Annotated in this window: 18 protein-coding genes, 2 tRNA genes and 1 other RNA gene; 13 read left to right on the top strand and 8 right to left on the bottom strand. The window is 37.9% G+C overall.

Annotation, left to right across the window (positions count from 1 at the left end):
• Positions 1 to 11: 11 nt before the first annotated feature.
• A complete protein-coding gene (locus tag AC5YDH_RS05690; RefSeq protein WP_496117501.1) occupies positions 12 to 1,028 on the bottom strand; it encodes an outer membrane protein assembly factor BamD in 1,017 nt (338 codons plus the stop codon).
• 71 nt (positions 1,029 to 1,099) lie between these two features.
• Here AC5YDH_RS05690 and rluD point away from each other — a divergent pair, with 71 nt between their 5' ends.
• From rluD to AC5YDH_RS05710, 4 genes are all read left to right on the top strand, one after another.
• Entirely contained in the window at positions 1,100 to 2,152 is a 1,053-nt protein-coding gene (gene rluD / locus AC5YDH_RS05695) for a 23S rRNA pseudouridine(1911/1915/1917) synthase RluD (protein ID WP_496117503.1), read from the top strand.
• A gap of 35 nt (positions 2,153 to 2,187) precedes the next feature.
• The gene (gene pgeF, locus AC5YDH_RS05700) at positions 2,188 to 2,928 is read left to right on the top strand and encodes a peptidoglycan editing factor PgeF (protein WP_496117505.1); all 741 of its coding nucleotides are present in this window, start codon (positions 2,188 to 2,190) and stop codon (positions 2,926 to 2,928) included.
• Between the two features lie 39 nt (positions 2,929 to 2,967).
• On the top strand, positions 2,968 to 3,519 hold the full coding sequence (locus AC5YDH_RS05705; protein ID WP_496117507.1) for a flavodoxin family protein: 552 nt from the start codon (positions 2,968 to 2,970) through the stop codon (positions 3,517 to 3,519).
• 86 nt (positions 3,520 to 3,605) lie between these two features.
• Entirely contained in the window at positions 3,606 to 3,827 is a 222-nt protein-coding gene (locus AC5YDH_RS05710; RefSeq protein ID WP_496117509.1) for a hypothetical protein, read from the top strand.
• 102 nt (positions 3,828 to 3,929) lie between these two features.
• Here AC5YDH_RS05710 and smpB read toward each other — a convergent pair whose 3' ends face one another.
• Positions 3,930 to 4,403, bottom strand: coding sequence for an SsrA-binding protein SmpB (smpB, locus tag AC5YDH_RS05715; RefSeq protein WP_496117511.1), 474 nt, complete (start codon positions 4,401 to 4,403; stop codon positions 3,930 to 3,932).
• A 188-nt stretch (positions 4,404 to 4,591) separates the two neighbouring features.
• On the opposite strand from smpB, the gene coaD reads away from it, so the two are divergent.
• The 4 genes from coaD to AC5YDH_RS05735 all read left to right on the top strand — a co-directional run bounded on the left by coaD (position 4,592) and on the right by AC5YDH_RS05735 (position 5,901).
• Complete coding sequence (gene coaD / locus AC5YDH_RS05720) at positions 4,592 to 5,083, top strand: pantetheine-phosphate adenylyltransferase (RefSeq protein WP_496117513.1); 492 nt, start codon at positions 4,592 to 4,594, stop codon at positions 5,081 to 5,083.
• A 1-nt stretch (position 5,084) separates the two neighbouring features.
• On the top strand, positions 5,085 to 5,348 hold the full coding sequence (locus tag AC5YDH_RS05725) for a YfhL family 4Fe-4S dicluster ferredoxin (RefSeq protein WP_496117515.1): 264 nt from the start codon (positions 5,085 to 5,087) through the stop codon (positions 5,346 to 5,348).
• Between the two features lie 26 nt (positions 5,349 to 5,374).
• An RNA gene (gene rnpB, locus AC5YDH_RS05730) (RNase P RNA component class A) lies at positions 5,375 to 5,752 on the top strand.
• A gap of 72 nt (positions 5,753 to 5,824) precedes the next feature.
• Positions 5,825 to 5,901: transfer RNA gene (locus AC5YDH_RS05735), tRNA-Met, on the top strand.
• Between the two features lie 39 nt (positions 5,902 to 5,940).
• Here the strand turns inward: AC5YDH_RS05735 and AC5YDH_RS05740 are convergent.
• Positions 5,941 to 6,357 carry a hypothetical protein gene (locus AC5YDH_RS05740; RefSeq protein WP_496117517.1) on the bottom strand — a complete coding sequence of 139 codons (417 nt, stop codon included), beginning with the start codon at positions 6,355 to 6,357 and terminating at the stop codon, positions 5,941 to 5,943.
• Positions 6,358 to 6,535: 178 nt separating this feature from the next.
• On the opposite strand from AC5YDH_RS05740, the gene AC5YDH_RS05745 reads away from it, so the two are divergent.
• A tRNA-Met gene (locus AC5YDH_RS05745) sits at positions 6,536 to 6,612 on the top strand.
• 114 nt (positions 6,613 to 6,726) lie between these two features.
• Here AC5YDH_RS05745 and AC5YDH_RS05750 read toward each other — a convergent pair.
• The 5 genes from AC5YDH_RS05750 to gltA all read right to left on the bottom strand — a co-directional run bounded on the left by AC5YDH_RS05750 (position 6,727) and on the right by gltA (position 14,151).
• A complete protein-coding gene (locus AC5YDH_RS05750; protein WP_496117519.1) occupies positions 6,727 to 8,352 on the bottom strand; it encodes an NAD+ synthase in 1,626 nt (541 codons plus the stop codon).
• A gap of 273 nt (positions 8,353 to 8,625) precedes the next feature.
• A complete protein-coding gene (locus tag AC5YDH_RS05755; protein WP_496117524.1) occupies positions 8,626 to 9,093 on the bottom strand; it encodes a hypothetical protein in 468 nt (155 codons plus the stop codon).
• A gap of 202 nt (positions 9,094 to 9,295) precedes the next feature.
• Positions 9,296 to 11,089, bottom strand: a complete 1,794-nt coding sequence (locus AC5YDH_RS05760; RefSeq protein ID WP_496117528.1) for an aminopeptidase P family protein — start codon at positions 11,087 to 11,089, stop codon at positions 9,296 to 9,298.
• The gene (locus AC5YDH_RS05765) at positions 11,089 to 12,633 is read right to left on the bottom strand and encodes a peptide MFS transporter (RefSeq protein ID WP_496117529.1); all 1,545 of its coding nucleotides are present in this window, start codon (positions 12,631 to 12,633) and stop codon (positions 11,089 to 11,091) included. The genes AC5YDH_RS05760 and AC5YDH_RS05765 overlap by 1 nt, the downstream gene beginning before the upstream one ends.
• A gap of 243 nt (positions 12,634 to 12,876) precedes the next feature.
• Positions 12,877 to 14,151, bottom strand: coding sequence for a citrate synthase (gltA, locus tag AC5YDH_RS05770; protein ID WP_496117531.1), 1,275 nt, complete (start codon positions 14,149 to 14,151; stop codon positions 12,877 to 12,879).
• 1,010 nt (positions 14,152 to 15,161) lie between these two features.
• Between gltA and sdhC the strand changes: the two genes are divergently transcribed.
• From sdhC to AC5YDH_RS05790, 4 genes are read left to right on the top strand one after another with little or no spacing between them, the layout of a single operon-like run.
• Positions 15,162 to 15,560 carry a succinate dehydrogenase, cytochrome b556 subunit gene (sdhC, locus tag AC5YDH_RS05775; RefSeq protein WP_496117533.1) on the top strand — a complete coding sequence of 133 codons (399 nt, stop codon included), beginning with the start codon at positions 15,162 to 15,164 and terminating at the stop codon, positions 15,558 to 15,560.
• Positions 15,560 to 15,922: a succinate dehydrogenase, hydrophobic membrane anchor protein gene (gene sdhD, locus AC5YDH_RS05780; RefSeq protein WP_496117619.1), complete on the top strand. Its 363-nt coding sequence runs from the start codon at positions 15,560 to 15,562 to the stop codon at positions 15,920 to 15,922. Before sdhC ends, sdhD begins: the two co-directional genes overlap by 1 nt.
• Before the next feature lie 12 nt (positions 15,923 to 15,934).
• The gene (gene sdhA, locus AC5YDH_RS05785) at positions 15,935 to 17,833 is read left to right on the top strand and encodes a succinate dehydrogenase flavoprotein subunit (protein WP_496117535.1); all 1,899 of its coding nucleotides are present in this window, start codon (positions 15,935 to 15,937) and stop codon (positions 17,831 to 17,833) included.
• 14 nt (positions 17,834 to 17,847) lie between these two features.
• Entirely contained in the window at positions 17,848 to 18,558 is a 711-nt protein-coding gene (locus AC5YDH_RS05790; RefSeq protein WP_496117537.1) for a succinate dehydrogenase iron-sulfur subunit, read from the top strand.
• Positions 18,559 to 18,831 lie beyond the last annotated feature (273 nt).

An 18,831-nucleotide genomic window follows, 5' to 3' on the forward strand; every position in this document is an offset into this window, starting at 1 on the left:
CTTAATCAGGCTTATTTGCGATGACTGTCGTATAAGCTTTCACCTACTGGTGTGTAACCTTCGGGTGTTTTACGAGTATCAGGACGATCTAATAAACCAAAACTTGCACGGTTTAATAAGCTAGGTTTGTTTTCGTCTTGAGGTGCTTGAATTTCAGTTTCAGCAGATGTTGTTGCTTCACGACCAAATAACCCTAGAGTTGCACGGTTTAGTAAGCTACCTTGATTGCGCGCAGCACGCATATTTACCGTACCATCAGCTTTAACAAGCTTTGGTGAGTTAAGTTTTAGAACATCTGCATATTGCTGAGCAAGTTGTTTGTCACCAAGTTGTGCATAACCATTTGAGATCATTGCAAGCGCTTCAGGAACTTGAGGTGTGTTTGGATAGTGTTCTACCACCCATTGTGCACGTTCAATAGAAGCAACCCAAGCTTTACGTTTTTCGTTAAAACGAGCGGCATTCATTTCTGATTCAGCAAGTTCATTACCAATAAACTTCATACGTTGTGCAGCATCTACTGCATAAGTGCTAGAAGGGTAACGACGAATAAAGTCAACAAAGTTTTGATAAGAAACTTTTAAATAGCTTACATCACGATGCGATTGCTTGAGCGAAGTAAAACGAATAAGACCATCGTAGTTTTGCTCCATGTTCGCTACACCACGAACATAGTAGGCATAATCAACATTTGGATGTTGTGGATTCATTTTAATAAAACGTTCAGCGAGAGCAATTGTACCTTCGTAATCTTTTTGCTGAAATTTTGCATAAATTGATTCTAGTTGCGCTTGTTCTGCATATTCACCTGTTGGATAATATGTTTCAATCGCTTCTAAGCTTTTTAATGCATCAGAATATTGACCACGTTCAAGTGCTTTTTCTGCTTTTTGAATATAAACTTGTTCGCTAGACTGCGGACCTGTATCGACCACTTCTTTTTTTGGATTACTGCTACAGCCTACGATTGACGCAGTTAAACCAATCGTTAAAGCAAGCATTGTAATTTTATAACGTGGTAGCGACATAAAAATTCCTCTGTTATTCCGGGCAATGAGCTACAATTGCACAATTAAACCACTTTTTTCTGAATGATCCAATGAGCCAAGCACAATCTTCCAATTCAAATGCCCCTGAAACTGACTTCCATATATTTGATGATTCTGAGGAAGCAGATAACCATACTTCCGAAGTAACTGCAACACGTTTATCGTTGCAATTTCAACTGGATGAAAGCTATTTAGGGCAACGTATCGACCAAGTTGCAGCCTTGATTTGGAATGATTATTCCAGAGAAAGACTAAAACAGTGGCTGAAAGATGGTCATTTATTGGTTAATGGTAACAGTGTTAAGCCAAAGTACAAGTGTGAAGGTGATGAAGTTTTAACATTAAATGTTGAGCTTGAAGCCCAAACTCGCAGCTTACCAGAAGATATTCCTTTGAATATTGTGTATGAAGATGACGATATATTGGTGATTAATAAACCTGTTGGCATGGTTGTTCATCCTGGTGCGGGTAATTCAACAGGAACTTTAGTAAATGCGTTGCTTCATCATTATCCAAGATCTTCTGAACTTGCACGTGCAGGTTTAGTGCATCGTATCGATAAAGATACAAGTGGTTTATTGGTTGTTGCTAAAAATCTTGAAGCTCAATTTTCTTTAAGTAAGCAATTGGCTAAAAAATCGGTTTATCGTATTTATGATGTTGTTGTATATGGCAACATTATTGCGGGTGGCACGATTGATGAACCTATTAAACGTCATCCTGTAGACCGTGTAAAAATGACCGTTCTACCTGGCGGTAAAGATGCTGTTACGCATTACAACGTAAAGGAGCGTTTCCAGCACTTTACGCGTGTTCAAGCACGTTTAGAAACAGGTCGTACGCATCAAATTCGTGTACATTTTAGCTATATTGGCTATGGCTTAATTGGCGACCCTGTTTATATGCCTCGTGTGCGTTTACCTGCGGGTTCATCAGAGCTTCTTGCAGAGACTTTACGTGGCTTTAAACGCCAAGCGCTACATGCAGCAAAATTAGGTTTAGTACATCCTAAAACAGGTGAAGACATGATGTTTGAAGCGCCATGGCCTGAAGATTTTGCACAATTGGTTGAAGTGCTTCGTACGGAAAATAAAGCGTACTAATTTTTAAGTATTGACGATTTTATAAGGATATTGACATGCAATTTGTTCAAGGCTTACCACAAGGTGTTTTTGTGGGGCAAACAAGAGTGCATCATGACAAAACATTAAGTGCTGATCAGCCTGAATTGGCGGGTTTTAATGTTGCATTGCATGTCAATGATCAAGCTGATCGAGTTCAGCAGCATCGTATGATGTTATTGGAAGACTTTGCCCAATTTGGTGTGAATAAAATTACATGGATGACGCAAACACATAGCACCATTTGCCACACTGTAAATGATCAAATAACCTTTGATGCCTTGGTTGGAGATGGATTGGTGACTCAATCTAAGTCTCATGCATTGATGATGATGACTGCAGATTGTTTACCTGTTGTTTTAGGCAATGCTGAAGGTACAGAAGTTGCAAATTTACATGCAGGTTGGCGTGGTTTAGCAAACGGCATTATTGAAAATACAATAGTGGCTATGGAAACCAAACCAACATGGGCATGGTTAGGTGCTGCTATTAGCCAACCTTGTTTTGAAATTGGTACAGAAGTTAAAGATGCTTTTTGTTCAAAATATCCAGCATTGGATAGCGCATTTATTGCAGGAAAAGTTGATGGAAAATTCTATGCAGATTTATATGCAATTGCGCGTTATATTTTAAACTTACATGGCATTGAAACTGTGCTTGGTGGCGATCAATGTTCATATACGCAAGATGATGAATATTTTTCATATCGCCGTGAATCGAAAACAGGGCGTATGACAACATTCGTCTTTATCCAATGAAAATGCTAAACTTTCTCCAAATTTCTTGTTTTGATCGATATGTCCGTATCTTCTAAATCTCTCGCTATTGTTTATCACAGTCCTTATGGGCATACAGCTAAAGTTGCTTGTTATATTGAACAAGGCGCTTTAGAGGCTGGTGTTTGTGTTTCTGTAATGAATGTAGAACAAATTGATTGGGATGTATTGGATACAGTAGATGCAATTATTTTCGGTTGCCCAACTTATATGGGAAGTATAAGTGCAGCCATGAAATTGTTTATGGAGCAATCATCTAGGCGATGGTTGGCACGTACTTGGCAGGGAAAATTGGCAGCGGCATTTACCAATGGCGGTGGCTTGAGTGGCGACAAATTAGCGGTGTTACAGCAAATTAATTTATTTGCTATGCAACACGGCATGCTTTGGTCTGGTTTGCCTTTAATGGCAACAGGACGCACTGTTGAAGATGTAAATCGTATGTCGAGCTTTTTGGGTTTAATGACGCAATCGGATAATGCACCAGTCGATGTAACACCACCCAAAGGCGATTTAGATACAGCAATTTGGTTTGGAAAGCATATTGCTGCACAAACTTTACGCTTAAATTAAAAATACCGTAGCCAACAATTTTGTTGGTGTATTCGATGTTTTCTAAGTTATATTGAGTTAATACATAGGCTTACTAGAATATAAGAATGAATAATAATGATCGTTTAATCGCGGCACTATATTACTCTATAGGTGGGGTTTTTCTTGGCTTAGGATTAGCACTTTTTTCATCGCTATATCTTGGACTTGAAACAAGTTCTATTAAAATTGTTATTTTTACGATTATCGCATGTGCTGTTATCGGCTATTTATTTCCTAATATGGTTGCTCATATTTTTAAGTGGGTTTGGAAAGTTTTCGTAAATTAATTTTTGATTTTAAGAATAATTTTGTAGGTCTTTATATTTCTTTGAAATAAACATATTTTTATAGATGTAAAAAAACCTCCAAGTGGAGGTTTTTTTAATGTTTTATTTATGGAAAATTCGAGCTTTATCACGTTGCCAATCGCGGTCTTTTTCAGTGGCGCGTTTGTCATGCAGCTGTTTTCCTTTTACTAAGGCAATTTCCAGTTTGGCATTTCTACCTTTCCAGTAGCACGCTAAAGGTACGCAAGAGTAACCTTTTTGGTTAATTGCACCTTGTAATTTTTCAATTTCACGACGATTAAGCAAAAGCTTACGTGTACGTGTTGCTTCAGGAACAACATGTGTTGATGCACTAAGTAAAGGCTGAACCTGCGCACCAAATAGGAAAGCTTCACCATTTTTAAATGTAATATAGCTTTCTACAATGGTCATACGACCAGCACGCATAGATTTAACTTCCCAGCCTTGTAGTGAAAGACCAGCTTCAAATTTTTCTTCAATAAAATAATCGTGGCGGGCACGCTTGTTTAGCGCAATTGTTCCACTCGAATTTTTTTTAACTTCTACCTTCGCCATAATCAGTTACTTCCAAACTTATGTCTATTGTGCCCCAAACATAGGCTTAAAGACAATTGATAAATGTAAAGCTATTCAATGAATTTTAGAAGTTTGTATGAGATATTTAATAAAAATAACAGGTTTATTCACCTAAAAAATTACTTTTTGATAAAATAGCCATCTGTCATTGAAACAGAGCAAAATGGATGTCTAAAACTCGCGTAATTTATCCAGGGACTTTTGATCCAATTACCAATGGTCATATCGACTTAGTTTCACGAGCAGCTAAAATGTTCGATGAAGTGGTTGTTGCAATTGCAATTGGTCACCATAAAAACCCCGTATTCACTCTGGAAGAGCGTGTGGCATTGGCAAGAGAGTCTTTAAAACATTTGCCGAATGTTGAATTTATTGGTTTTGATGGTTTACTTGTGAATTTTTTTCGCGAGCAAAAAGCCACTGCTGTGTTGCGCGGTTTGCGTGCTGTTTCTGACTTTGAGTACGAATTTCAATTGGCAAATATGAATCGTCGTTTAGATTCTAGTTTTGAAGCTGTATTTTTAACACCATCGGAACAGTATTCATTTATTTCATCGACACTTGTACGTGAAATTGCACGTTTACAAGGTGATGTAACCCAGTTTGTACCACATGCTGTGGTAGAAGCATTTGAGCGAAAGCATAAACAAGGTTGGTAAAGTGTCTTTATATATAACTGATGAGTGCATTAACTGTGATGTGTGCGAGCCTGTATGCCCAAACGAGGCTATTTTTATGGGGGAGATCATTTATGAAATTCACCCAGATTTATGTACAGAGTGCGTGGGACATCATGATGAACCGCAGTGTCAGTTGTTCTGCCCAGTCGATTGTATTCCGCTAGATCCGAATCATGTGGAAACACAAGAACAGCTTCAAGCGAAGTATGAAAAACTAACTGATCAAAAAACATCAAGCAATTAGTCTGTATATTTGTTAATATGCGCCTCGAAGTGAGCCAGACGATCGCTGCTGTGGAAATCTCCGTGATTGAAGCAGGGGAGGAAAGTCCGGGCTTCATAGGGCAAGGTGCCAGGTAACGCCTGGGCGGTGTAAACCGACGGCAAGTGCAGCAGAGAGAAGACCGCCTTCATTATGTTTCTAAGCAATTAGAATCGAAGGTAAGGGTGAAAGGGTGCGGTAAGAGCGCACCGCATGGCTGGTAACAGTTCATGGCGAGGTAAACCCCACCGGAAGCAAGACCAAATAGGAATCCATTAGGCATGGCCCATGCTGGATTCGGGTAGGTCGCTTGAGCGCATGAGTGATTGTGCGCCTAGAGGAATGATCGTTCACGACAGAACCCGGCTTATCGGCTCACTTCACTATTTTTTGTACAATTAGCACGGTTAGTGCTTGACGTGCATATCATATCAGAAGATAATGCGCGCACAGTTTACGGCTATGTAGCTCAGTTGGTTAGAGCACCGCACTCATAATGCGGGGGTCACAAGTTCAAGTCTCGTCATAGCCACCATTTTTATAGACCACGTTCCAAAACGTGGTCTTTTTTTATCTAAAATTTATTTGTACAGTCAATTGCAGATGTGTTTAATCGAATAGTGTTTTGCAAAGCTTGGTTGTGTCTTAATTTTTCCTGTTGTTCAGGCAAAATAAATATTTTTGAATCTACCCAGTTTAATTTTTTAGCAGATACTTTTTGTTGTGCGCAATATGTGCCAACGGCTCTTTCTTTTGCAAGCAGTTTTTGTTGTTCTTCACTTTGATATTGAGAACTTAAAATTTTCTGTTGTTCTTTGGCGTAAGCAACGAGCACTTGTCTGCTTGAAATACTCAGAAGTGAGTTTTGATTGATGGCTGTTGCCACATCACGTCTAACTCCATTGTAATCGACTACCAAAGGGGAAATGACAGAACATGCACTTAATAATGATATTGCTGTGTATGTTGTGAGTATTTTCCAAGTTTTCATATTTTTAGAAAAATCTTAATGCATATATTGAATACCTTAATCTTATTTTTTTGGTTAAAAAAGGAAAATTAAATTAAAAATTAATAAAAAAGTATTATTTCGTATAAAGTCTGAACATTTGAGAGGATAAGTGCTTGACGGTAGACTTTGAAATCTAGATAATGCGTCCACAGTTTACGGCTATGTAGCTCAGTTGGTTAGAGCACCGCACTCATAATGCGGGGGTCACAAGTTCAAGTCTCGTCATAGCCACCATTTTTATAGACCACGTTCCAAAACGTGGTCTTTTTTTATCTGTAATTTAAGTTATTTAAAAGTATTGATATAAAAAAAGCCCAAACTTTTATTTGGGCTTTTTTTATTGGAAAATTAAATTCCAGGTTTCCAACCATTCACAATTGGGTATCTGCGTTCACGTGAAAATGCACGTGAGGTGATACGTGGACCAATTGCACCTTGGCGGCGTTTGTATTCGTTACGATCTACAAGTTTAATGACTTTCTCTACAACGTCTTTATCGAAGCCTTTAGCGATAATATCGTCTTGGCTTACATCTTCTTCAATGTAGGCATAAAGAATAGCGTCTAGAACATCGTAAGCAGGTAAAGAGTCTTGATCTTTTTGGTCTGGACGCAATTCTGCTGATGGTGGGCGAGTAATTACACGTTCAGGAATAACAGGTGTTTCTGAAAGGCTGTTACGGTATTTCGCAAGTTCAAATACAATTGTTTTGTACACGTCTTTAAGGACAGCAAAACCGCCAACCATATCGCCGTAAAGCGTGCAGTAGCCAACAGCAAGTTCAGATTTGTTGCCTGTAGAAAGGACAAGATTACCAAACTTGTTTGAAAGACCCATAAGCAATGTACCACGTGCACGTGCTTGTAAGTTTTCTTCCGTAGCATCTGCAGGACTGTTACCAAAGAATGGGTAAAGCGTTTGCATAAAGCTATTTACGATAGGGTTGATTTCGGCAATACCGAAAGTAACACCCATGTTTTTCGCTTGTTCGGCTGCATCTTCAACACTAATTTGTGCCGTGTATGTATAAGGCATCATTACAGCTTGTACTTTATCTGCACCAATTGCATCTACAGCAATAGCAAGTGTTAGTGCTGAGTCGATACCACCAGATAGACCTAGAATAACGCCAGGGAAGCCAGAGCGAGTCACATAGTCACGTGTTGCTAGAACAAGGCTTTGATAAATTTCAGCCATAGTGTCTAAAGCAGGTGCAATAGAAGCTTGTTTGAAGGCTTTATTTTCAATTTCGTATTCAGCAATAAGAAGCGCTTCTTTGAATGTTTCTGCTTGAAGTGCAACTGAACCACTATTGTTAATAACAAAGCTTGTGCCATCAAAGACTAAATCGTCTTGACCACCGACTTGGTTGGTATAAACCAAGTTAATGTTGAGCTGTTTAGCAAGCTCAGACATTGTTGCTACACGGTGTTGTGGTTTACCTACTTCGTATGGAGATGCATTGAGTACAAGTGCGGTTTCAACATTAAGTTTGGCAAGTTGTTGTACGGTTGGTAGAGACCAAACATCTTCACAAATTAATACACCAAACTTATGACCTAAGTATTCAAATACAAGATGTTGATGACCTTCGCTGAAATAGCGTTTTTCATCAAAAATACTATAGTTTGGTAGATTCTGTTTGTTGTAAATACCTAAGATTTGACCATCTTTCATAACTGCAGCTGAGTTATAACGTTGACCATCTTCAGTTTGGTTTACAAAACCAAAAACCATCACAATATTTTGAACGGCACTTAGTGCTTTAAACGCGTTTTCAGTGCGTTTTGTTAAACTTGGACGAAGTAAAAGATCTTCTGCTGGGTAACCGATTGTAGAAAGTTCTGGAAAAACGATTAAATCAGCGTTTTGTTTTTTTGCTTCATTTACTTGTTCAATCATTTTTTGAACATTAGCGTCAATGTTGCCAATTTCTGGAGAGAACTGAGCTAGGGCAATTTTAAAAGATTTCATTTAAATTTAATCCTATTCCTTATAGGTTTAAACACATTTAACCATTTAATATTTATTATATTTTTAATCTGGTGTGATGTGTTTGATGCTAAAAAAATACTGCCAAAGGGCAAAACCATAATTATTTCACTGTAAAGTATTGAATTTAGCAGTGCAAAACAGCGCTTTATCATTTTATAGTAAATTGGCAGAGAAGCTAGGGGGTAATGATGTTTATTGGTGATTAAATAAAATTGACTGATAAAATAATAAATTAGATCTCTTTTATGGCTTTTAGTTTTTTAAAATAATATTGGGAATTTTCTTTAAAAAAATATCTCGAGCGATATCACCTTGTTGTTCTATGTTATACGACCAAAAAGATTTGTCTTTAATAAGTTGGTATTTATATGGATTGTAGTTTTTAAAACTGAGGTAATAAGCACTTTGTAATATAGCACCTTGTAATAGCACATTAATTTTACGTTGGTATTGCAGAACGTGCGTCATTTCATGAATGAAAACTGCTTGAAAATTGATATTTTCTTTTGAGTAATCATCTCTATAAATTGAATCTTTACTGTGAATATTGCCTTTGGGTGCCATAAATACATAGGTATGTTGCCACGGTAAATAGGGTTGATTCATAATTTTGACTTGTTTGTAATCAATTAAATCTCCAAAAACGGAACGACATAAAGCGACTTCACCTGTGGTTAAAGGTCGAGCTTTAAATAGGTTTAGTTTTAGTACTTGAATCATTAAGGAGAGAAGCTTTGGGGAAAGATTCATGGGTTTAAGTGTGTTTATTGATTCTTTTACTATAAAAGCTTTGAGAAAAACATCAAGTCTAGTGATTTAAAAGTAAATATAAAAAGACCAAGCCATTAGGCTTGGTCTTTTATTAAGTGATTAAGATTAATTTAAGATGTTTCAATTGTCTTTCGCATGTCGTCACATTTCTTTAAATATTACGTGTGTTGTAAATTAGCCAATCTAAAACCTCACCTGATAGATAGGGTGAAAGTGTTTCTCGAACAGTAGTGTGGTATTGATTTAACCAAGCTTTTTCTTCAATAGTTAAAAGGCTTTGATCAATAACATCCAAATGCATTGGGCAGAGAGTTAATGTTTCAAACTCTAAGAAATCACCATAAATGGTTTCCTTATTTTCTTTGAGTCGATTAACGACTAAGTTTTCAAGACGGATGCCATATTTCCCTTCATGGTATAAGCCAGGCTCATTGGAAATAATCATGCCTTCACGTAGTTTTGAGTAGGTGTGAATAGGTGCGTAGTATGATAATACTTGTGGTCCTTCATGCACATTCAGTGCAAAGCCAACGCCGTGCCCCGTACCATGTCTATAATCTAGCTGATGTTGCCATAAATGTTGGCGTGCAATTGAGTCAAGTAGAGGAGCTGCTAAGCCTTCTGGGTAAACCACTTGAGCTAATGCAATATGGCATTTTAAAACAAGGGTGTAATCTCGTTTTTGAGCTTCTGATGGTGTGCCTACAGGAACAACACGCGTAATGTCTGTTGTACCATCCTGATATTGCCCACCTGAGTCAATTAGGAGTAATCCATCACCTTGAATGTCACTATAGCTTTCAGGTGTAGCTCGGTAATGAGGTAATGCACCATTGGCATTGAAGCCTGCAATAGTAGAAAAACTTAACCCAAGGAAACCATCTTGTTCAGCACGATACGCTGTAATTTTTTCATCGATGGTGAGTTCATTAATTACTTCTTTATTTTTTAAAGCATTTTCTAACCAATAGAAGAAATGACAGAGCGCAACACCATCTTTTTGCATAGCATGGCGAATATGTGCAATCTCGCTTTCATGTTTTTGTGATTTAAATAGCGTACTCGGGTTAATGTCATGATGGATATGAATTTGTGGAGATAATGCACTTTGATGATAAAACGATACTTTTGCAGGATCAATTAATACACTAGGAACCTGTAATTCATTTAAGAATTTATCGCTTTCTGTGTAACCTGAAATGGTGATTTTTTCGTTTTTGAATCGATTAAGTAATACATCATCAAATTTGTTTTGATCGCAAAATAAGACAACTTGATTTTCATCAATATATAGGTGAGATAGAAATACGGGGTTGTATTCAACATCGGTACCACGGCAATTTAATATCCATGCAATATCATCTACTGCTGAAATGAAATGACCTGTAATTTTTTTACTGCTCAGAACGTCTCTCATTTTTGCAATTTTTTCAGTGCGAGATAAGGTATTTATACCTTTTTGCATTTCATAAATTGCATGTGTTGGTAGAGCAGGACGGTCTTGCCAAATTTCAGTTATTAAGTCGATGTTTTCAACAACGGTAAATTGATTTTGAGTTGCAATATTTTGTAGTATTTCAAATTGCTGAACAGAAATGGTTTGTGTGTTTACAGAAACACGCGCATTCTTTTTAAGATTCTGCTTTAGCCAAGCCCAATGAGTTGAATTTTCATCACTTGTTAGTTTTTGAAGACTAAATCTAGTATTTTGTAATTGAGTTTCAGCTTGTACCCAATAGCGACCATCAACCCATAATCCTGCTATATCTTGGGTAATGAGTAGCGTTCCAACGGAGCCTGTAAATCCTGTTAACCATTGTCGAATTTTCCAATAATCAGGCAGGTATTCTGACATGTGTGGATCGGCACTTAGCGCAATGAAAGCGTCAATATTGTGTTGTTGCATGTGCTCGCGTAAGCACTTAAGTTTTGTTGAAGCATTCATTATATTGTTTCCGCTGTTTTGGGTTTGTCGTCACAATCTGAAATAAGTTTAAGAATAGGTTTTTTGATAATAAGTAGAACAATAGCACCAATCATCAAAGCAACTACACAACGTATGAATAAGGTGGGTAAATCTTGTAGTGAGTCTTGAGATACATGACCACCAATTAAACCTGCCATTAAGTTGCCAAGAGCAGATGCTGTAAACCATAGTCCCATCACCTGACCACGAATAATACTTGGTGCTAACTTAGTCATAGTTGAAAGACCAACTGGACTTAAACAAAGCTCACCCATGGTTAATAAGAAGAAGGTTGAAATCAGCCACCAAGGTGAAACCAAAGCCCCATCACTTGCAATAACAGAATAGCTTGCCAAAGCCATAAGTCCAAAGCCTGAAGCAGCAAGAACTAAAGCAATAATAAATTTAGAAATATAACTAGGATCTTTGTTGGATTTACCAAGCTTTACCCAAAGCCAAGCCATAATAGGAGCGCATATAATGACAAAGAGAGGGTTGATTGATTGAAACCAAACTGCTGGGATTTCATATCCAAAGACATATTTATTTGTGAAATCTTGTGCAAAAAGGTTGAAAGATGTTGGTGTTTGTTCAAATGCAGACCAAAATAAAGCAGCAATAATGAGTAAAATAAAGCAAATAACGAGTTGTTTTTTCTCTTTATTTGTGGTTTTTGAAAATAATAGAAGATAGGCAAAGTAAGCAACAATTGTAATGCAGATCGTAATTGTTAAATAAGTAACAAGTAAAATAGGGTTGATTGTAATAACGGCCATTGTTGTTAATGCAATAACAACTGCACAAATAGCTAAAAAGCCCATGACAATTTTAGGTGCATGAGGATTTTTATTGGTTGCTTGTTTCCAAGAATTATCTAGTGCTCTAGCTTTGCTGAACTCGGTAAGTTCGGGAACGGTCATTGAGCGAAATAAAAAAAGTGCAACAAGCATGCCTAATCCGCCTGCACCAAAGCCTAAATGCCAGCCATAATCCTTAACAAGGAAGCCTGTTATGAGTGGGGCAATAAAAGAGCCTAAATTAATTCCCATATAAAAAATGGAAAAGCCAGCATCTCGGCGTGAGTCTTTAGCTTCATAGAGCGTGCCTACAATGACAGAGATGCATGTTTTGAATAAACCTGACCCAAGTACAATGAGTACAAGACCGAAATAGAAAAAGAAATTGCTTGAAATAGCAGTTAGCGCAATAGATAAATGCCCTAAAGCCATAATGATTGAGCCATACCAGACAGCACGTGCTTGACCAAGCCAATTATCGGCAATCCAACCACCAAAAACCGTCATTAAATACATAGAGCCTGCAAATAAGCCAACAATTGCAGAAGCCGTTGGTAAATCTAAACCTAGACCACCTTGTGACACCATGGCAGCCATATACAGAACTAATAATGGGCGAACGCCATAAAAGGAAAAACGTTCCCAAAGTTCGGTAAAAAATAAACCTCTTAGGGGTTTTGGGTGTCCGTAAAATGCCTGATCGTAATTATTCAAATCATTTTTCATAAAAAATCCATTTTTATTTAGGGATAAAACCTACATTTGAATATATGGATTTTTTAATGGGTAATTTGATGCTGAATAGTAATGAAGTGATGTGTATTTAATACGAATTATTGCAGTTATGTTTCAAGGGGTAGAATTCATTTGACAAAGGAATGAGTTGTATAAATAAAAAGAATCAATTGTCTTGATCATAAAAAAAACCACCCTAAAGGGTGGTTTTTTTATCGACTCACGCCGTTCGAATTAACGAACGATATCGCGTTGAGTTTCGCCAGTGTAAAGCTGACGAGGACGACCGATTTTGTAAGGACCGCTGTGCATTTCTAACCAGTGGCTGATCCAACCAACTGTACGTGCAAGAGCGAAAATTACAGTAAACATTTCTGTTGGGATACCAATCGCTTTAAGGATGATACCTGAGTAGAAGTCTACGTTAGGGTATAAGTTACGTTTGATGAAGTATTCATCAGAAAGCGCAATGCGTTCAAGTTCCATAGCTAAAGCTAATTGAGGATCATTGATACCAAGTGCACTTAACACTTCGTCACAAGTTTCTTTCATTACTTTCGCACGTGGATCGAAGTTTTTGTAAACTCGGTGACCGAAGCCCATAAGTTTAACTTCTTTAGTTTTCACTTTTTCCATGAACTCAGCAACGTTTTCTACAGAGCCGATTTCATCAAGCATAGTAAGAACAGCTTCGTTCGCACCGCCGTGAGCAGGTCCCCATAGAGCAGCGATACCAGCAGCAATACATGCATACGGGTTAGCGCCAGTAGAACCAGCTAAACGTACTGTAGAAGTAGACGCATTTTGTTCGTGGTCAGCATGAAGCGTAAAAATACGATCCATTGCTTTAGCAAGAATAGGGTTAACTTTGTAATCACGGTCTGCAGGAGTAGCAAACATCATGTACAAGAAGTTTTCTGCGTAGTTTAAGTCGTTACGTGGGTAAACAAACGGTTGACCGATTGTGTACTTGTAAGTCCAAGCAGCTAAAGTAGGAACTTTTGCGATTAAACGGATTGCAGTAATTTCACGGTGGTCAACATTTTCAACGTCAAAACCATTGTGATAGAACGCAGAAAGCGCACCAACAACACCACACATAACAGCCATTGGGTGAGCATCACGACGGAAACCGTTGAAGAAACGGCTTACTTGGTCATGAACCATAGTGTGGCTGTGAACTTTAGAATCAAATTCTGCTTTTTGTTCAGCAGTTGGAAGCTCACCATTTAATAATAAATAGCAAGTTTCAAGGTAATCAGCTTGAGTTGCTAATTGGTCGATAGGGTAGCCACGATGTAAAAGGATACCTTTACCACCATCGATGAAAGTGATTTTAGACTCGCACGCAGCAGTAGCCATAAAACCAGGATCAAAAGTGAAGTGACCAGCGGTCAACACATCTTTAACGTCAATTACATCTGGGCCCAATGTACCACTGTAAATTGGTAACTCAATTTCTTTGCCATCAAGTTTTAAAACGGCTTTTTTGCCAGTTGCTTCAGACATTCAATTGATCTCCTGTCCTGGTGAATATTAGTCTGATTCAAAGCGTTCATCTTTTAATGTGCGAATCAGACGGATCAAAATTTGCTATAAGATTAGTAGCTACTGAAAATTTGTCAATTATACTTAGGGCTAAAAAATGACTGACAAAGACTTGTTTTGTCAAAAGCCTAATTTATAAAAAACATAATAGAATCACAGTATCGGGACGATATAATATGTCAAATAAACAAAAAAATGCAGAAAAAAATATACAGATTTATTTTAATTGTAAGTAATTATAAGTATTAAGCCATTAAAAAAATCTAGTGTTGTAAATGGCAAAACCATGTAAATGATTATATTTTTCGTAACTTACATTAAATTCCAATTCAAAAATAGAAGATAGATCACTATAAATGAAATGATATAAGCATCCTGTTTTACTGTGCTGTTTGGTTAAAAAATAGATACTTGAGTGGAGCTAAAAACATCTAAAGTATAAAAAATAATCATAAATTTAATGTATTTACTTAATATTTTGCTGAAATTACAGCGTAATGAGATGGTTGGTTGGATTAAGTTGTTATTAATATGGAAGATATTAAATATTTCTCTGGTTTTTAATTAATCAGTATTTAGTTTCGAAATAAAGGGTTGATTATATTTCTGACGTGGCTTATGGGAAAAATCAATCCTACTCTATTTACATTCATCTTTAGTCGTAGGCTAAGAATGAGACAATGTTACGGAAAAATACTGTAAAAGTTGGTTTCTTGCATATAAATGTAGGGAAATAGGTGCTTTGGGTATTTTTCATATTTTAATAGATGAATTTTATAGGATTGTTAATTTTGTTAATGATTCTTATTTAAGGTTTTTTAATGAAAATGGGCTTGTGAGCCGTTTGTAATTTGAAACTTGACGTTTTATAATTCAGTGTCGTTTTGAATTTAGGCAAAAGCTTGCCTATATAAGCCAGCTTTCCTTCGAACTAATTCCAACAAACTCCGGATGGAGTTTTTACTTACAGGATGCCCGCTGTGAAAAGCAACAGACCTGTCAATTTGTCCATGGGTCAAGTTTTAGAAGTAAACTTAAAATCCCCTGTGGCTATTGCATCAATTCTACACCGTCTTTCAGGTGTCATCGTATTTTTACTCGTACCGGTACTTTTATGGATTTTAGACAAGTCATTGTCTTCTCCAGAAGGTTTTGCACAAGTTCAAGCCATCTTTGATAGCTTTATTGTGCGTTTCATCGTGTGGGTATTTGTAGCTGGTTTAATTTTCCACTTTATTGCTGGTGTTAAGCATTTACTTGCTGACCAAGGTATTGCAGAAGAACTGCAAAGTGGTCGTGTTGCAGCTACTATTTCATTAATCTTGTCTGCAATTGGTATTGTTGCAGCATTTGTATGGATCGTACTCTAATGAAAAGTGCTACAGGTTTTACGGGCTCAGGTTCTCGTGATTGGTTTATCCAACGCGTAAGTGCTGTTGTATTAGCTGTTTATACCGTAGTGGTATTGGGTTGGATTTTATGTAATGGTGGATTCAACTTTGAACAGTGGTACGGCTTTATGATGACAACACCAATGAAGATTTTATCTTTGTTGGCAGTCTTATCTCTTGTTGCGCATGCATGGATCGGTATGTGGCAAGTATTCACTGACTATGTGACTACTCGTCAAATGGGTCCATCAGCATCAGGTTTACGCATTGTATTGACTTCAGCAGTGATTATCGCTGTATTGGCATACGCAATCTGGGCAATCCAGATTTTCTGGGCTTGATAGGAAGAGATCATGGGCGCTATAACCCCTAAAGAAGATTACACAAATATTCCACACGAAACTTTCGATGCTGTCATCGTTGGTGGTGGTGGTTCAGGTATGCGTGCATCTTACCAACTTGCTCAAGCTGGTTTAAAAGTTGCTGTACTGACTAAAGTATTCCCAACACGTTCACATACTGTGGCTGCACAGGGTGGTATTGGTGCATCTCTTGGTAATATGCAAGAAGATAACTGGCACTACCACTTCTATGACACAGTTAAAGGTTCTGACTGGTTAGGTGACCAAGACGCAATCGAGTTTATGACTCGCGAAGCGCCACAAGTTGTATATGAACTTGAACACCTAGGTATGCCATTTGACCGTAACGCTGACGGTACAATTTACCAACGTCCATTCGGTGGTCACTCTGCGAACTACGGCGAAAAAGCTGTTCCTCGTGCATGTGCTGCTGCCGACCGTACAGGTCACGCACTTCTTCATACGCTTTATCAAAGCAACGTGAAAATGGGTACTCAATTCTTCGTAGAATGGATCGCTCTTGATCTTATTCGTAACGAAGCTGGTGATGTACTTGGCGTAACAGCAATTGATCAAGAAACGGGTAAAATTGCAGTATTCCAAGCGAAAGCGACATTGTTTGCTACAGGTGGTGCTGGTCGTGTTTACCGTGCATCTACAAACGCTTATATCAACACTGGTGACGGTCTTGGTATGGCAGCGCGTGCAGGTATTCCATTGCAAGATATGGAATTCTGGCAATTCCACCCAACGGGTGTTGCGGGCGCAGGCGTATTGTTAACTGAAGGTTGTCGTGGTGAAGGTGCAATCCTTCGTAATGACGCTGGCGAGCCATTCATGGAACGCTATGCACCAACTTTAAAAGATTTGGCTCCACGTGATTTCGTATCTCGCTCTATGGACCAAGAAATTAAAGAAGGTCGTGGTTGTGGTCCTAAGAAAGATTACATCTTGCTTGATATGACGCACTTGGGTGCTGAAACGATCATGAAACGTCTTCCATCTGTATTTGAAATTGGTAAGAAATTCGCGAACGTAGATATCACTAAAGAGCCAATTCCTGTAGTGCCTACAATCCATTATCAAATGGGTGGTATTCCTACGAATATTCATGGTCAAGTTGTTGTTCCTGAGTCTCGTGAAACTGAAGCGCTTGTTGCTAACTACAACAAAGACACAGATGTTTATTCTACAAATGTAGAAACTCGTAACTTCACTAAACCAGTGAAAGGCTTCTATGCAATTGGTGAGTGTTCATGTGTATCTGTACATGGTGCAAACCGTTTGGGTACGAACTCACTTCTTGACTTGGTTGTATTTGGTAAAGCAGCTGGTGAACACATCATCGATTACGTGACTAAACATCACGGTGATGAATACGCTCCGCTTCCAACTACTGTACTTGAGCAAACTGTTGCACGTATTCGTAAATTAGATGAATCTGCTACAGGTGAAAACGCTCAAGAAGTTGCTGATGCAATTCGTGACATCGTTCAAGATCATGCTGGTGTATTCCGTACTTCAGAACTTCTTGAGAAAGGTGTTAAAGAAATTCTTGCAATTGAACCACGTGTTCGCAACATTCATTTAAAAGACAAATCTAAAGTATTCAACACAGCACGTATTGAAGCTTTAGAGGTTGAAAACTTATACGAAGTTGCTAAAGCTACATTGGTTTCTGCTGCTGCGCGTAAAGAGTGTCGTGGTGCGCATACAGTGGTTGACTTTGAGTTACCACCTGATCATGCCGACTACCCATACGGCCGTCGTGATGATGAGTGGATGAAGCATACTTTATGGTTCTCTAGTGATAACCGTCTTGAGTATAAGCCAGTGCGTTACCGTCCATTGTCGGTAGATGCTATTCCACCGAAACCACGTACATTCTAATTGGGAGAAGTAAGATGAGTAGAGGTACTCGTACATTTAATATCTACCGCTACGATCCTGATAAGGATGCAGCACCGTACATGCAAACTTTTAAGCTTGAGTTGACTGATAAGCATCGTATGTTGCTTGATGCACTTCTTGCGCTAAAAGTTCAGGATGAATCATTAACATTCCGTCGTTCATGCCGTGAAGGTATTTGTGGTTCTGATGGTGTGAATATTAATGGTAAAAATGGTTTAGCTTGTCTTTGGAATCTAAACGATTTACCAGAAGTGATTACAATTCGTCCTTTACCTGGTTTGCCAGTGGTTAAAGATTTAGTTGTGGATATGAATCAGTTCTACGAACAGTACAATAAAATTCATCCATTCCTAATCAATAATCAACCTGCGCCACCAAAAGAGCGTTTACAGTCTCCAGAAGAACGTGAACACTTAGATGGTTTGTACGAATGTATTCTTTGTGCATGTTGTTCAACTTCATGCCCATCATTCTGGTGGAACCCTGATAAATTCTTAGGTCCATCAGCATTGTTGAATGCGTACCGCTTTATTATTGATTCACGTGATACTGCAACTCAAGAGCGTTTGGCTCGTCTTGACGACCCATTCTCGTTGTTCCGTTGTAAGGGTATTATGAACTGTGTATCTGTTTGTCCTAAAGGTTTGAATCCAACTAAAGCTATTGGTCATATCCGTAGCATGATGTTTGATCAAGCGGGCTAATATATCGCACTAAAAAAAGCACACCTTAGGGTGTGCTTTTTTTATAAATAATAAAAAGATACAAAAGTTTTATTGGTCTTATAGTAATTTAGTCATGTTGTATGGATAAGATTAGATTTTTCTTTATTTGTGTATGGAAGAATGAAATTTAACATTATGCTGAAATTTTAGGTGTGAAATGTTAAGATGTGCGGGTTCTAAAGAAAAAATCTAATAAAATTTATAATCAAATTTTAATAATTTAAGGCTTGATTTGCAAAACATAAAACCCCA

This window comes from Acinetobacter sp. FY683, assembly GCF_059515885.1.

Bases quoted from the DNA above. Each gene is read 5' to 3' on its own strand.
- AC5YDH_RS05690 (WP_496117501.1), bottom strand. From the start codon at position 1,028: ATGTCGCTACCACGTTATAAAATTACAATGCTTGCTTTAACGATTGGT.
- AC5YDH_RS05705 (WP_496117507.1), top strand. From the start codon at position 2,968: ATGTCCGTATCTTCTAAATCTCTCGCTATTGTTTATCACAGTCCTTAT.
- coaD (WP_496117513.1), top strand. From the start codon at position 4,592: ATGTCTAAAACTCGCGTAATTTATCCAGGGACTTTTGATCCAATTACC.
- sdhA (WP_496117535.1), top strand. From the start codon at position 15,935: ATGGGCGCTATAACCCCTAAAGAAGATTACACAAATATTCCACACGAA.
- sdhD (WP_496117619.1), top strand. From the start codon at position 15,560: ATGAAAAGTGCTACAGGTTTTACGGGCTCAGGTTCTCGTGATTGGTTT.
- AC5YDH_RS05760 (WP_496117528.1), bottom strand. From the start codon at position 11,089: ATGAATGCTTCAACAAAACTTAAGTGCTTACGCGAGCACATGCAACAA.
- smpB (WP_496117511.1), bottom strand. From the start codon at position 4,403: ATGGCGAAGGTAGAAGTTAAAAAAAATTCGAGTGGAACAATTGCGCTA.
- AC5YDH_RS05755 (WP_496117524.1), bottom strand. From the start codon at position 9,093: ATGATTCAAGTACTAAAACTAAACCTATTTAAAGCTCGACCTTTAACC.
- AC5YDH_RS05710 (WP_496117509.1), top strand. From the start codon at position 3,606: ATGAATAATAATGATCGTTTAATCGCGGCACTATATTACTCTATAGGT.
- AC5YDH_RS05740 (WP_496117517.1), bottom strand. From the start codon at position 6,357: ATGAAAACTTGGAAAATACTCACAACATACACAGCAATATCATTATTA.
- AC5YDH_RS05790 (WP_496117537.1), top strand. From the start codon at position 17,848: ATGAGTAGAGGTACTCGTACATTTAATATCTACCGCTACGATCCTGAT.
- pgeF (WP_496117505.1), top strand. From the start codon at position 2,188: ATGCAATTTGTTCAAGGCTTACCACAAGGTGTTTTTGTGGGGCAAACA.
- gltA (WP_496117531.1), bottom strand. From the start codon at position 14,151: ATGTCTGAAGCAACTGGCAAAAAAGCCGTTTTAAAACTTGATGGCAAA.
- AC5YDH_RS05750 (WP_496117519.1), bottom strand. From the start codon at position 8,352: ATGAAATCTTTTAAAATTGCCCTAGCTCAGTTCTCTCCAGAAATTGGC.
- rluD (WP_496117503.1), top strand. From the start codon at position 1,100: ATGAGCCAAGCACAATCTTCCAATTCAAATGCCCCTGAAACTGACTTC.
- sdhC (WP_496117533.1), top strand. From the start codon at position 15,162: ATGCCCGCTGTGAAAAGCAACAGACCTGTCAATTTGTCCATGGGTCAA.
- AC5YDH_RS05765 (WP_496117529.1), bottom strand. From the start codon at position 12,633: ATGAAAAATGATTTGAATAATTACGATCAGGCATTTTACGGACACCCA.